This window comes from Streptacidiphilus cavernicola, from assembly GCF_042510955.1.
In the GTDB taxonomy this organism is placed as follows: domain Bacteria; phylum Actinomycetota; class Actinomycetes; order Streptomycetales; family Streptomycetaceae; genus Streptacidiphilus; species Streptacidiphilus cavernicola.
The window spans coordinates 111,114-124,536 of sequence record NZ_JBHFAB010000017.1; the positions used below are offsets into that span (position 1 = coordinate 111,114).

A 13,423-nucleotide genomic window follows, 5' to 3' on the forward strand; every position below is an offset into this window, starting at 1 on the left:
TGTACGACAGCCCCTCCCAGAAGATCATCCGAATGGGTTACCTTCAGGTTCATGGCAACAGTCCTGGTGGTCGAGGACGACCCGTTCGTCCGGTCCGCTCTCATCCGGCACCTCTCCGGGGCGGGGCACGCGGTCCGCAGCGTCGGCACCGCGTTCGAAGCGCTGCGCGAGGTCGCGCAGGTCGGCTGTGACGTGGTGATCCTCGACCTGGGACTGCCGGACCTGGACGGCGGCGAGGCGCTGAAGATGATCCGCGGCCTGACAGACGTCCCGGTGATCATCTCCACCGCCCGGGACGACGAGGCCGAGATCATCAGGCTGCTCAACGCCGGAGCCGACGACTACCTGGTCAAGCCCTTCTCCGGGGAGCACCTCAGCGCCCGGATGGCGGCCGTGCTGCGCCGCTCCGCCGCCGCGCCCGGCACCGGGCAGCACCTCCAGGTCGGCGGGATCAGGATCGACCTGCAGCGCCGCCAGGTGGTCCTGGACGGCACCGAGCTGGACCTCACCCGGCGCGAGTTCGACCTGCTGGCGTTCCTGGCCGCGCGGCCCGGCGTGGTGGTCTCCCGGCGGGAGCTGCTGGCCGAGGTCTGGCGGCAGCCCTACGGCACCGACCAGACCATCGACGTGCACCTGTCCTGGCTGCGCCGCAAGCTCGGCGAGACCGCCTCCAAGCCGCGCTACCTGCACACCGTGCGCGGGGTGGGTGTCCGGCTGGACCCGCCGGTGGAGCCCGCGCTGTGAGATGGGCCCTGGTGAAGGTCTCGGTCGCGGTCACCACCATGGTCGCGCTCGCCTTCCTGATCCCGCTCGGCCTGATGGTCCGGGAGACCGCCCGCGACCGCGCCTTCACCGCCGCCGAGCGGCAGGCCGGCGGACTCGGCCCGGCGCTCGCCATCACCACCAACCAGGACTCGCTGCAACGCGCCCTGGCCAGCACCCAGGCCTGGTCGCAGGGTCGGATCGCAGTGCACGTGCCGATCAACGGCGGCCCGTTCCTGACCACCATCGGCCCCTCCCGGGCCACCGACACCGAGGTCCGCACGGTCGAGCTGAAGGGCGGCGCGGCCAGCGCCACCGTCCCCGGCGGCTACGCCTACCTCTCGCCGGTCGCGGTCGGCAGCGGCGGGATCGCCGTGGTCGAGGTGTTCGTCCCGGACTCGGCGCTGAGCCAGGGGGTGCGCACGGCCTGGCTGGTGCTGACCGGGGTGGCGCTGGCGCTGGTGCTGATCTCGGTGCTGGTCGCCGACCGGCTCGGCACCCGGATCGTCGGCTCGGCCCGCCGCCTGGCCGCGGGGGCCCGCGCCCTCGGCGCGGGCGACCTCGCGGTGCGGGTCCCGCAGGCCGACGACTCGCCGCCGGAGCTGCGCGAGGCCGCCGCCGCGTTCAACGCCATGGCCGACCGGGTGACCCAGCTGGTCACCGCCGAGCGGGAACTCGCCGCCGACCTGTCGCACCGGCTGCGCACCCCGCTCACCGTGCTGCGGCTCAACGCGGCCTCGCTGGGCACCGGCGTCGCCGCCGACCAGACCCGGCACGCGGTGGACCAGCTGGAACGCGAGGTCGACCGGATCATCCGCACCGCCCGCGACCGCAGCCGCTCGCTGGCCGGTCCCGGCGGCGGCATCGGCCCCGGCCAGAGCCCCGGGCCCGACGGCGACGCGGTGCCGGAACCGCTGTCCTGCGACGCCGCCGAGGTGATCCGGGAGCGGGTCGACTTCTGGTCCCCGCTGGCCGAGGACGAACGGCGCGACTGGCGGCTCGCCGGGGCCGAGGAGCCCGCCCCGGTCACCGTCCCGGCGGCCGAACTGGGCGCCGCGTTGGACTCGCTGCTCGGCAACGTCTTCCGGCACACCCCGGAGGGCACCGCCTTCGCGGTGGACGTGCACCGGGAGCGCGACGCGCTCTACATCCTGGTCTCCGACGCCGGGCCTGGCATCCCCGACGCGGACTCCGCGCTGCGCCGGGGCCACGGCCACGGCGGCCCCGGCTCCACCGGCCTCGGCCTGGACATCGCCCGCCGGGTCGCCGAGTCCACCGGCGGCGGCGTCACCATCGGCCGCTCGATGCTGGGCGGCACCGAGGTCCGGATCATGCTCAGGGCCGCCGTCCCGGCCCGCCCCCCGGAGCAGGAGTCCCGCACCCGCCGCCGCGGCGCCCGGATGCGGGTCAGGGTGGTCCGCTAACCGCCAGGAGCGGGGTGCGGGCCGGAGCCCGGACCAGCCGCAAGCCGGGCCCGGACCGGAGCAACGCGTTCCGCGGGTTCCTTAACGGCGGCCTAAGGGGGTTCTACCTCTGTCTGAGCAGGCCTTCCACGGCGGTGACCGGCCGGTAGCGTCGGCGGCGGCCGGGTCGACGGGCCGGGGAGTGACTCTTCGTCAGGAGGGCGTCCCCTCCGTGCCCTCCCCCACGCGACCCGGCCCCCATGCTCGGCAGTCCGCACCGGAGGTAACCCTGATGACGTCCCATTCCCGCGCCCGTGCCAACGGCGGAACCCGTCGCCGACGCTCCCGCCGCGGAACGGTGATCGGGGCCTCGGCGGTCGCCGCGGCCCTGGTCGGCGGCACGGTGGTGGCCCTCGCGGCGAGCGCCAGCGCGGCCACGGTCGGCGCGGTGTACTCCACCACCAGCGACTGGGGCAACGGCTACAGCGGGCAGTACGACGTCAGCAACGCCGGCGGCTCCACCGTCAGCGGCTGGAAGCTGGCCTTCGACCTCCCGGCCGGGGCGACCATCAGCTCGCTCTGGAACGCCACCTACACCGCCAGCGGCGGCCACATCACGGTCACCCCGGCGAACTGGGACAGCACCCTGACGGCCGGTCAGCACGCGGTGGTCGGCTTCGTGGTCTCCGGCTCGGGCGCGCCCACCGGCTGCACCGTCAACGGCGCCGACTGCTCCACCGGCGCCGCCCCGACGCCCAGCGGGCAGCCGACCGGCTCCGCCTCCGCCGCGCCCACCACGTCGGCCGCGCCGACCGCGTCCCCGACCAAGTCGACCACGCCGACCCCCACCGCCGGCAGCAGCGCCCCGAGCAGCGGCAGCACCGCGACCGGCGGCTTCTCCCCGTACGTGGACACCTCCCTCTACCCCGCGTTCGACACCCTGGCCGCGGCCAAGGCCGGCGGCGCCAAGAACTACAACCTCGCCTTCATCACCGCGGGCGCGGCCTGCACCCCGGAGTGGGGCGGCGTCAGCCCGCTGGACAGCACCGGCGTCCCCGGCCAGATCGCGGCGCTGCGCGCGGCCGGCGGCGACGTCCGGGTGTCCTTCGGCGGTGCCAACGGGACCGAGCTGGCGGAGTCCTGCACCTCCGTCAGCTCGCTGGCCGCGGCCTACCAGAAGGTCATCGACGCCTACGGGCTGACCAAGGTGGACTTCGACATCGAGGGCGGCGCGACCACCGACACCGCCGGGATCACCCGCCGCGACCAGGCGATAGCCCAGCTCCAGTCCGCGGCCAAGGCCAAGGGGAAGACCCTGGAGGTCTCCTTCACCCTCCCGGTGCTGCCCTCCGGCCTGGTCCAGTCCGGCACCGACCTGCTGCAGAACGCCAAGTCCAACGGCGTCTCGGTGGCCGCGGTCAACATCATGGCGATGGACTACGGTGACGGCGCCGCCCCCAGCCCCAGCGGCCGGATGGGCACCTACGCGATCGACGCGGCCACCGCCACCCAGGCCCAGGTCAAGAGCATCTTCGGCTACTCGGACGCGGACGCCTGGAAGCACGTGGCGGTCACCCCGATGATCGGCGTCAACGACACCGCCAGCGAGGTCTTCACCGTCGCCGACGCCAAGCAGCTGGCGACCTTCGCCGGAACCAAGCACCTGGCCTGGCTGTCGATGTGGTCCGCGACCCGGGACAAGCAGTGCGCGGGCGGCGCGCAGGCCTGGGCCGACGCCAGCTGCAGCAGCATCGCCCAGTCCACGTACGACTTCGCCAAGGCGTTCGGTACCTACAACGGGTGAATCCGACGCACTGTTTCTGACGGCCCGATCGGGCCGTGACGGGCAGACCCCGGCTGGTTGCCGGGGTCTGCCCGGCTTTTGCCGCCCCGGGAGTCGGCGCGGTTCCGGGGTCCTTCCGTGCAAGTCTGGTGAGCCGGTCACCCACCGGTCAGCTGGAGGAGCGCTGCGTGACAAGTCTCGGATGGGACGCCGAGGACGCCGCGGGCACGACCGCCCGCGGAACCGGTCCGCGGACCGGCCCCGCCGCCGCGGTCGCCGACCTGCGGCTGCTGCTGCGGGAGGCCCCGCGCCGGCCCACCCTGCTGGCGCTGGCCGTGTGCGTCGGCTCTCTGCTGCTGTACGGGCTGGTCCGGCACCTGGTCGGGGTGTCGATGGTGGACATGGTGGTCTACCGGGCCGAGGGCGCCGCGGTCGCCCACCACGGCGACCTCTACGGCATCACGGTGACCCAGTGGCACCTCACCGCCACCTACCCGCCGTTCGCCGCGATGCTGTTCACCCCGACCGCGCTGCTGCCGGTCGGGCCGCTGCGGGTGCTGGTGTCCAGCGGCAACCTGCTGCTGCTCGGCGGGCTGGCCGCGCTCGGGGCCGAGCTGGTCGGCTGGCCGCGGCGGGGGCTGCGCCCGGCCCTGGTGCTGCTGGCGGTCGGCCTCGGCGTCTGGCTCGAACCGGTGTTCACCACGCTGCGCTACGGCCAGATCAACCTGCTGCTGGACTGCCTGGTGCTCTACGACCTCAACCGCCCGGACGGCAGCCGCGGCAAGGGCGTCGGCATCGGCCTCGCCACCGCGATCAAACTGACGCCGGGTCTGTTCGCCGTCTACCTGCTGCTCAGCGGCCGGAGCCGGGCGGCGGTCACGGCGGGGGCCACCTGCGTGGCGACCATGCTGCTGGGCGCGGTGGCGATGCCCGACGCGTCCCGGGCCTTCTGGACCGACTACGTGTTCGACACCAGCCGGGTCGGCAAGGTCTACATCGTCGACAACCAGTCGCTGCGCGGGCTGATCGAACGCCTGCTGCACACCCCGTCCCCCGGGCCGGTCGCGCTGCTGGCCACCGGCCTGACCGCGGTCGCCGGGCTGGCCGTCGCGGTCGCCCTGCACCGGGACCCGGCCGGGTTCCCACGGGCCCGCGCCTGGTCGGTGCTGTGCGTCGCGGTGACCGGCCTGCTGGTCTCGCCGATCAGCTGGACCCACCACTGGGTCTGGTGCGTCCCGCTGCTGCTCCTGCTCGCCGCGGAGGCCGCGCGGGAGCGGACCGGCGCGCGCTCGGCCGGCGTCCCCGCGCGACGGGGCCCGCGGCGGTGGGGCCTGCGGCGGCCTTGGCGGGCGGTGTTCCTGGCGACCGGCACCGCCTTCTGCTCGTACGCGATGTGGCTGGTGCCGCACCACGACCTCACCAACCTGCACATCGCGCTGCCGCTGCAGCCGTTCGCGGGGATCTACCCGCTGGTCGGGCTGGCCTTCCTGGGCCTCGCCGCCGAGCGGCTGCGCCGCTACCGCGGACGGCGGCGCCGGGCAGAGCGCGCCCGGAGCTGGCCGCTGCAACGGGCCTCATTGTCCGGCCAGGAGCGTGGCCAACTCCCCGTCCACGTCCAGGCCGGCGTCCTCGCGGCCCGGCGGGACCCGGCGGAGTGAGCGCTCCAGCCAGGCGGCGACGGTGCCGGCCGGGGCCTCCAACAGGGCGTCCCCGGCGGGTGAGCTGAGGGCCAGGCAGATGACGTTCCGTCCGCCGACCCGGGTCGGCCAGATCCGCACATCGCCCTGACCACAGGCCCTGAACACCCCCTCCACCAGCAGCTCCCGGGCGAACACCCAGGTCACCGGGGTGTCCTGGCCCAGGTGGAAGGTGATGTGCACGGCGTACGGGTCCTCGACCCGGTAGCTGAACCGGGCCGGGACCGGGACGCTGTGCTCGGGGGAGAGGATCAGGCTGACCCGCAGCTCCTGCTGGATCTCATTGCCGCTGTCCTCGGGGGTGGGGTCTTCGGGGTTCATGGGTCGGGCCCTTCCTGCTCCGCTGCCGGCGGCGGTGTGCCGGCCGGTGGTGTGTGCCGCTGTGTGAAGAGAGAGCGGGCCGGGGGCGGACTCTTACAGCACTTCCGCACGAGTTCCGTGGGACTTCGGGCAGTTTGCGGGGCAAGTCGCCCGCGAAGGGTGACTGTCGTACTACGCTTTGTCACTGTCCGACGACGTCCGATGACGTTTCGACGACACGGCGTGCACGTTTTCCGCCCGGCCACGCAGACGAAGCAGGTCTTGAATCGATGACGGCTGTCCCGCCCGCCGCGGACCCCGGGGCCGGCGCCCCGGTGGCCGGCTACTACCCCGACCCCTCGATCCCCGGCTACGTCCGCTACTGGGACGGCATGGGCTGGACCCCCGGGACGAGCCGCCCGGCGCCTGCCGCGGGCGAGCGGCTGGAGCCGCCGCGGGCCGCCGCGGTACGGGGCGGCGCCCCGTCGATGCGGTTCGTGCCTCCGCCGGTGCCGCAGCGGCTGCTGCCGCCGATCGAGGCGGAGCCGGAGCAGACCGGCCCGATCTTCCTGGACGAGACCGGCCCGCTCCCCGAACCGAGGTTCGAGCCCGCGGGTGACTCGATGACGCGGGAGGCCATGCCCGGCAACGGATCTGACGCCGGGTCCGACAGCGGCTCCGGTGTCCTGCCCGAGCCCCGGGTCGAGCGCTACCGCGCGGCGCTGCTGGCCGCGGCAGCGGTGGAGACCGGTGGCGAGGGGCCGCCGGAGGGCGGCAGCGGCAGCCGGTGGGTCGCGGACGCGGCGCAGCAGCGGGGCCTGCTGGAAACGGGACTCGCCCCACGCCTGGTCTCCTGGGGCAGGCCCGACGCCTACGACGACAGCCAGCAGGCCCTCAAACCCCGCACCGGCCAGCCCCCAGTCCAGCCCGCGCCGTCCCGAGGCCAGACCCCGACCGGGGTCGAGTCGCCCCGAGCCCAGGCCCAGGCCCAAGCCCCGGCCGGAGTTGACCCGTCCCGGGCCCAGACCCCGGCCGGGGTCGAGTCGCCCCAGGCCCAAGCCCCGGTCGGAGTTGACCCGTCCCGGGCCCAAGCCCCGGCCGGGGTCGAACCGTCCATGGTCCAGGCCCAGGCCGCGCGGTCCCGGGCCCAGGCCCCGGCTGGGATTGACGCGTCCCGAGCCCAGGCCCCGGCCCAGGTCGAGCAGTGGCTCCAACTCCAGCCGTCGCCCCCCACCGAGCACCAGCCGCCCCGGTCCCAGCCCCACCAACTCGACCAGCCCGGCCAGCCCGCCTGGCAGCAGCGCCCGCCAGCGTCGAGCCAGCCCCCGGCCCCCGCCGAGTCGCTCCGCACCCCTGCTGACCCGTTCCGCACCCCCGCCGAGTCGCTCCGCACCCCTACCAGCCCGTTTCAGGCCCCTGCCGATCCGTTCCGTGCCCCCGCCGAGCCCCGGCAGGGACCCACCTCACCCGCCCCCGCCTCACCCGCCCCCGCCTCCGCCGTACCGGCCCCCGCCCAGGCCTCCCCGTCGGCCCCCGCCCACACCTCCCCGTCCGGGCCGACCCGGGCCCGAACGCCCCGGCCCGCAGCGGCAACCTCCACGCCTACGGCAACCCCCGCGGCAGCGGCCTCCACGCCCACGGCAACCCCCGCCCCCCGCCGCGTCGTGCGAAGCCACTCCCCGCGGCCCGCGCTGCTCGGGCGGCGGCTCGTTGCCCGGGTGTTCGACCTGCTGATGGTCGGCGGCATCGTCGCCGTCCTCGGCACTCCGGTGATCCAGCGCGCGGCGACCCACCTCCAGGCCAAGATCGACGCCGCCACCCTCCTGCCCGAGCGCACCAGGGTCTGGCTGATCGACCCGCAGACCCTGACCGACCTCGGACTGCTGGTGCTGATCCTGCTCGCGGTGGGCCTGTTCTACGAGGCGCTGCCGACTGCACTCTGGGGGCGCACCCTCGGCAAAGCGGCGTTCGGTCTGCGCGTGCTGGACCGCAGGTCCAAGCAGCGGCCGGGCCTTGGCGGCGCGCTGGCCCGCTGGCTGTCGTACCAGCTCCTGCTGCTCCTCGCGGTGGGCGTGCTGGACCTGATGTGGTGCATGGTGGACCGCCCCTGGCGCCAGTGCTGGCACGACAAGATCGGCCGCACCTTCGTCGTCTCCGCCCGGTCGCTGCCGCCTGCCCCCAAGCGCTGACCGAATCCTCACCCCGCCTCACCCGTTCGGCCGCTGACAGAGCGTCGGTCCACCCACTGACGCCCAGTCAGATGATCTACTCGCTCCATGACGACGACACCCGAGCCGCCCGGCGAGCCGACCCCGCCCTCGTTCGAGAAGCCCGCCGCAGGCGGCAGCGGCGGCGGATCGCCGTACGACAACCCACCCCAGTACCCCACCGCCCCGCCGGTGAACCAGGACCCCTACGGCACCCCGCCACCCCCGTACGGCGGCCTGCCTCCCTACGGCGCAGGCGCGGGGACAGCCGCAGGAACAGCCGCAGGCCCAGGCGCCGCCGACATGCCCCCGCTGGGCGGCCTCGGCGAGCGCTTCGTGGCCCGGGTGATCGACTGGGTGATCCTGCTGGTCGTCGGCGGTGCGATCGCCTCGATCGTGGTGCTGGGCAGCAACATCGACAACTACTACATCGTCACCGTGACAGTGCTGTTCGCCGGTCTGATCGGGCTGGTCTACGAGGCGCTGATGCTGAACCGCGCGGGCGGCCAGACCGTCGGCAAGAAGGTGATGCGGATCCGGGTCGCGATGCTGGCCGACGGTTCGGCGCCGACCGGGGCGGCCTCCTGGATGCGGGCGGGGGTGTTCTGGGTGCCCGCCATCCTCAGCGGCTTCTGCCTGCCCGCACTGTTCTCGCTGGTGGACATCCTGTGGTGCACCTGGGACCGGCCCTACCGGCAGTGCCTGCACGACAAGGCGGCCAGGACCGTGGTGGTCAGGGCCACCTGACGGCAACGCGGAGGGGGCGCGACCCGACCGGGTCGCGCCCCCTCCGCGTCTCGCCGTCGACTGCTGCCGGCGGACCTACCGGCGGGCGCGCTCGCGGACCGGGATCGACTCGACGGTCGGGGCGCCCTGCGCGGGGTGGTTGGCGGCGACCAGCCGGCTCCGGCGGGGAGCGTCGCGGCGGGCTGGTGCGGTGATCGCCAGCGCGGCGGCGATCGTGCCCAGTGTCAGCCCGAGGATCACCAGCAGCGATATGGCCAGCAGGCCGTGGGCGCCGGACAGGGCGAGCAGGGCTACCGTGGCGCAGACGACCGCGAGGGTGCCATAGCAGATCTGGGCGGGGGTCAGACGTGGCATGGCTGTTCCGTCCTTGGCTTCGGGGGCTGGCGGAGCCGGGGGATCGACGCCGCCCAGGGGGCCTGTTGCTTCCGTGCTGCATCTGCCATGTACCCGGCCCGAGGACCAGTGACCCCAGCCTAACCTTGGTCGGCGGGGCACGGGGGGCGCACGGGCTCATCAGCAGGGGGGAAGGTTTCCCTGGCACATGCCAGAAGCGCGCCTTCTGCGCCCCGCGCGCCCCCTGCCTTGAACTCTGCCCCAACAGCCCCGGCTGTTAACCGAGTTGGCACAGGCGCAGACCAGTTCCGGTCGAGCGTCTCAGCGCCCGAGCACCACCGGGGTTCCAGCCAGCGCCACGCCCGCGTCGTGCAGCTGCTTCAGCGCCGCCTCGGTCGACTCCTTGCCCACGCCCGCGGTGAGGTCCAGCAGCACCCGGGTGTCGAACCCGGCCGCGGCGGCGTCCAGCGCGGTGGCCCGGACGCAGTGGTCGGTGGCGATGCCGACCACGTCCACCTCGGTCACCCCGCGCTCGCGCAGCCACTCCGCCAGCGAGACGCCGTTCTCGTCGGCGCCCTCGAAGCCGCTGTAGGCGGCGGAGTAGGCGCCCTTGTCGAACACCGCCTCGATCGCGCCGGAGGTGACGGTCGGGGCGAAGTTGGGGTGGAAGCCGACGCCCTCGGTGCCCGCGACGCAGTGCACCGGCCAGCTGGTGGCGTAGTCGGGGGTGGCCGAGAAGTGGCTGCCCGGGTCGATGTGGCAGTCCCTGGTCGCCACCACGTGCGCGTAGCCGGGGGTGCTCTCGGCGACCAGGTCGGTGATCGACGCGGCGACCTCCGCCCCGCCGGCCACGGCCAGGCTGCCGCCCTCGCAGAAGTCGTTCTGCACGTCGACGACGATCAGTGCGCGGTGCATGACTCTCCTCGGAGGGGGCTGTGCTGCGGGGCTGTGGGAATAGAGACTAGGGAGCGCGGTCCGATCCCGCGAGGGGAAGACGCGGGGAAGGCGCGGCCGGTCCGGTTCCGGTTCCCCGGCGGCCGGGTCAGCCGGTCGGGTACTCGGTCGGGATGACCGGGTCGCCCTTGGACAACTGGGTGGCGGACATCGGCAGTTGCTCGCGCGAGCGGAGGTGCCTGGCGCGGGCGTCGGCCAGCGGCTCGCGGCCGACCGTCCGTCCGGCCAGGACCAGCGGGATCTGCAGCTGTCGGTCGGCCAGCTCGGGCGGGACCGTTCCGGTGCCGACCACCTCGGCCTCGGCCACCCCGTCGGCGTCCAGGCGGCGCGCGCTCCACTTGCGTCCGCCGCGGCTGGACTTCGCTCCGGCGGAACGTTTCTCCACCGGGATCAGCGGCGAGTCGGGGTCGTCCGAGGTGCTCCGGGCGACCAGCTTGTAGACCATCGCGCAGGTGGGCTGCCCGCTGCCGGTGACCAGCGAGGTGCCGACCCCGTAGCCGTCCACCGGGGCGGTGCCGAGCGCGGCGATGGCGTACTCGTCCAGGTCGCTGGTGACGGTGATCCGGGTCTTCTCCGCGCCCAGCTCGTCCAGCTGGCGGCGGACCCGGTGGGCCAGCATCAGCAGGTCGCCGGAGTCGATCCGGACCGCGCCCAGCTCGGTCCCGGCCACCTCGATCGCGGTGCGGACGGCCTCGCCCAGGTCGTAGGTGTCGATCAGCAGGGTGGTGCCGCGGCCCATCGACTCGATCTGCGCGGTGAAGGCGTCCCGCTCGCTGTCGTGCAGCAGGGTGAAGGCGTGCGCGCTGGTCCCGGCGGTGGGGATGCCGTAGCGGAACCCGGCCTGCAGGTCCGAGGTGGCGGCGAAGCCGGCCACGTACGCGGCGCGCGAGGCGGAGACGGCCGCCTGCTCGTGCGCCCGGCGCGCGCCCATCTCGATCAGCGGACGGCCGCCGGCCGCGGCGGACATCCGCGAGGCCGCGGCGGCGATCGCCGAGTCGTAGTTGAGGATCGACAGGATCACCGTCTCCAGGATCACCGCCTCGGCGAAGCTGCCCTCGACCACCATCACCGGCGATCCGGGGAAGTAGCACTCGCCCTCGCCGTAGCCGCGGATGTCGCCGCCGAAGCGGTAGTCGGCCAGCCAGGCCAGCGTGCTGTCGTCGACGATCTGCTGGTCGGAGAGCCAGTCGAGCTGCGGCGCGGTGAAGCGGAAGGCCTCGACCGCGTCCAGCACCCGGCCGGTGCCGGCCACCACGCCGTACCGGCGGCCCTCGGGCAGGCGGCGGGTGAAGACCTCGAAGACGGAGCGGCGGCGGGCGGCTCCGCTGCGCAGCGCGGCCTGGAGCATGGTCAGCTCGTAGCGGTCGGTGAGCAGCGCGGTGGAGGCCGCGTCGGCGGCGGCGTCCGCGGGGGTGGGAACAGCGTCCATGAGGATGATGCTACCGCCTATCTCGTCACTTTGACGATTTCTCGGCCCCGGATCGCTTCGGCATCACACGGATGGCAGCATGGAAGGGTCGCGACGGCCACGCACAGAGCCGCGCGGGCGAACCCCGAACAGGAGCCACACCGTGAGCGTCGCGCCGGTCGAGATCGAGCGCACCGAGGGGGAGACGTCGCCGTTCGAGGAGACGTCCCCGGACACCCCCTGGGTGACCATCGTCCACAACGACCCGGTCAACCTGATGAGCTACGTCGAGTACGTCTTCCAGTCCTACTTCGGCTACTCCAAGGACAAGGCCAAGAAGCTGATGCTGGACGTGCACCACAAGGGCCGCGCGTCGGTCTCGGCCGGCACCCGCGAGGAGATGGAGCGGGACGTCCAGGCCATGCACGGCTACGGCCTGTGGGCCACCCTGCAGCACGACAAGTGACGTAGGCTCAAGCCCGCTTCCCCTGCCCCCGCCTCCTGCTGACTCGTCGAAAGGCGCCACGGACCCCCTCATGGCCGGACTGTTCAAACCCGCCCGCCACGGTGGCGCCGCACTCACCCTCGACCCGGTCGAGGCGTCCATCCTGCGCAGCCTCGCCGTCCAGATGCTGGAACTCCTCGGCCCCGAGGACGAGCCGGCCGAGGACGAGGACCCGCTGGCCCGGCTGTTCGCAGAGGGCCCGACCAAGGCCCCGGACGACCCGGCCCTGGCCCGGCTGTTCCCGGACGCCTACGGCGAGGGCGAGGACGCGGCGGAGTTCTCGGCCGAGTTCCGCCGCTTCACCGAGAACGACCTGCGCACCCGCAAGCGGGACGACGCCCTGGCGCTGGTCCGCAGCATCGACGGCGCGGGCAGCGACCGCAAGGGCAGGACCGAGCTGAAGCTCGACAAGGACGGCTGCGCGCGCTGGCTGGGCGCACTGAACGACCTGCGGCTGACCCTCGGCACCCGGTTGGAGGTCAGCGACGACCCGGAGGAGGCCGAGGGCCTCTACCGGCTGCCGGAGGAGGACCCGCGCAAGCCGCTGATGATGGCCTACCTGTGGCTCGGCGGGCTGCAGGAGACGCTGATCGAGGCGATCACCCGCTGACCGGCCCGCTCGGCCGCTGGGCCGCTGACTATCCTGGCGCCATGCTGACCATCACCCGCGCCCTGCACGACGCGATCGTCGACCACGCCCGCGCCGACCACCCGGACGAGGCCTGCGGCGTCGTCGCCGGGCCCGCCGGGACCGGCCGTCCCGAGCGCTTCGTCCCGATGCTGAACGCCGCCAGGTCGCCCACCTTCTACGAGTTCGACTCGGGCGACCTGCTGAAGCTCTACCGGGAGATGGACGACCGGGACGAGGAGCCGGTGGTGGTCTACCACTCGCACACCGCGACCGAGGCCTACCCATCCCGTACCGACGTCTCCTACGCCTCCGAGCCGGGGGCGCACTACGTGCTGGTCTCGACCGCGGAGAGCGGGGCCGAGGCAGGTCCGTTCCAGTTCCGCTCGTTCCGCATCGTGGACGGCGAGATCACAGAGGAAGACGTCGAGGTGGTCGACAGCTACGCCTGAGACCGCGCCGGCCGGGGGCGGCGGCACGGCCGCGGGGAAGGGCCGGGTCCGCGGTCCCAGCATCCGGTACCGGGCCATCCGCAGAGTGAGACCCCCATCCCCTTCCGGGGTCGGGAATCTATACGATGAGCGCATGCGTTCCCTCGATGTGAGCACTCCCGCCCCAGGCATCCGCCTCGTGGCGCGGCTGCACGTCGACCTGTGCCGCCTCGCCAGCGCGATCTGTCGCGCCAGCTGAGCCCCG

14 protein-coding genes are annotated in these 13,423 nt (G+C 73.8%); 10 read left to right on the plus strand and 4 right to left on the minus strand.

Features of this window, described 5'->3' with window-relative positions; genetic code table 11:
* The first annotated feature begins 51 nt into the window (after positions 1-51).
* From ACEZDE_RS22225 to ACEZDE_RS22240, 4 genes are all read left to right on the plus strand, one after another.
* The gene (locus ACEZDE_RS22225; protein WP_380538515.1) at positions 52-744 is read left to right on the plus strand and encodes a response regulator transcription factor; all 693 of its coding nucleotides are present in this window, start codon (positions 52-54) and stop codon (positions 742-744) included.
* Positions 741-2,186: a sensor histidine kinase gene (locus ACEZDE_RS22230; protein ID WP_380538517.1), complete on the plus strand. Its 1,446-nt coding sequence runs from the start codon at positions 741-743 to the stop codon at positions 2,184-2,186. Before ACEZDE_RS22225 ends, ACEZDE_RS22230 begins: the two co-directional genes overlap by 4 nt.
* A gap of 271 nt (positions 2,187-2,457) precedes the next feature.
* Positions 2,458-3,969 carry a glycoside hydrolase family 18 protein gene (locus ACEZDE_RS22235; RefSeq protein ID WP_380538519.1) on the plus strand — a complete coding sequence of 504 codons (1,512 nt, stop codon included), beginning with the start codon at positions 2,458-2,460 and terminating at the stop codon, positions 3,967-3,969.
* A gap of 167 nt (positions 3,970-4,136) precedes the next feature.
* On the plus strand, positions 4,137-5,606 hold the full coding sequence (locus tag ACEZDE_RS22240) for a glycosyltransferase 87 family protein (RefSeq protein WP_380538521.1): 1,470 nt from the start codon (positions 4,137-4,139) through the stop codon (positions 5,604-5,606).
* Here ACEZDE_RS22240 and ACEZDE_RS22245 read toward each other — a convergent pair.
* Complete coding sequence (locus ACEZDE_RS22245; RefSeq protein ID WP_380538523.1) at positions 5,523-5,966, minus strand: SsgA family sporulation/cell division regulator; 444 nt, start codon at positions 5,964-5,966, stop codon at positions 5,523-5,525. The genes ACEZDE_RS22240 and ACEZDE_RS22245 overlap by 84 nt on opposite strands.
* 269 nt (positions 5,967-6,235) lie before the next feature.
* Between ACEZDE_RS22245 and ACEZDE_RS22250 the strand changes: the two genes are divergently transcribed.
* The gene (locus ACEZDE_RS22250) at positions 6,236-8,134 is read left to right on the plus strand and encodes an RDD family protein (protein WP_380538525.1); all 1,899 of its coding nucleotides are present in this window, start codon (positions 6,236-6,238) and stop codon (positions 8,132-8,134) included.
* An 87-nt stretch (positions 8,135-8,221) separates the two neighbouring features.
* A complete protein-coding gene (locus ACEZDE_RS22255; protein WP_380538527.1) occupies positions 8,222-8,899 on the plus strand; it encodes an RDD family protein in 678 nt (225 codons plus the stop codon).
* Positions 8,900-8,974: 75 nt separating this feature from the next.
* On the opposite strand, the gene ACEZDE_RS22260 is transcribed toward ACEZDE_RS22255, so the two are convergent.
* The 3 genes from ACEZDE_RS22260 to ACEZDE_RS22270 form a co-directional block, all read right to left on the minus strand.
* Complete coding sequence (locus ACEZDE_RS22260; RefSeq protein ID WP_380538529.1) at positions 8,975-9,253, minus strand: hypothetical protein; 279 nt, start codon at positions 9,251-9,253, stop codon at positions 8,975-8,977.
* 300 nt (positions 9,254-9,553) lie between these two features.
* Positions 9,554-10,147, minus strand: a complete 594-nt coding sequence (locus tag ACEZDE_RS22265) for an isochorismatase family protein (protein ID WP_380538531.1) — start codon at positions 10,145-10,147, stop codon at positions 9,554-9,556.
* A gap of 127 nt (positions 10,148-10,274) precedes the next feature.
* Positions 10,275-11,615, minus strand: coding sequence for a nicotinate phosphoribosyltransferase (locus ACEZDE_RS22270; protein WP_380538533.1), 1,341 nt, complete (start codon positions 11,613-11,615; stop codon positions 10,275-10,277).
* A gap of 142 nt (positions 11,616-11,757) precedes the next feature.
* Between ACEZDE_RS22270 and clpS the strand changes: the two genes are divergently transcribed.
* The 4 genes from clpS (at position 11,758) to ACEZDE_RS22290 (ending at position 13,417) form a co-directional block, all read left to right on the plus strand.
* A complete protein-coding gene (clpS, locus tag ACEZDE_RS22275; protein ID WP_380538535.1) occupies positions 11,758-12,060 on the plus strand; it encodes an ATP-dependent Clp protease adapter ClpS in 303 nt (100 codons plus the stop codon).
* Positions 12,061-12,130: 70 nt separating this feature from the next.
* Positions 12,131-12,709, plus strand: a complete 579-nt coding sequence (locus ACEZDE_RS22280; protein ID WP_380538537.1) for a DUF2017 domain-containing protein — start codon at positions 12,131-12,133, stop codon at positions 12,707-12,709.
* Positions 12,710-12,750: 41 nt separating this feature from the next.
* Positions 12,751-13,179, plus strand: coding sequence for a Mov34/MPN/PAD-1 family protein (locus ACEZDE_RS22285; RefSeq protein ID WP_380538539.1), 429 nt, complete (start codon positions 12,751-12,753; stop codon positions 13,177-13,179).
* A gap of 133 nt (positions 13,180-13,312) precedes the next feature.
* A complete protein-coding gene (locus ACEZDE_RS22290) occupies positions 13,313-13,417 on the plus strand; it encodes a putative leader peptide (protein ID WP_380538541.1) in 105 nt (34 codons plus the stop codon).
* The last annotated feature ends 6 nt before the right edge of the window (positions 13,418-13,423 follow it).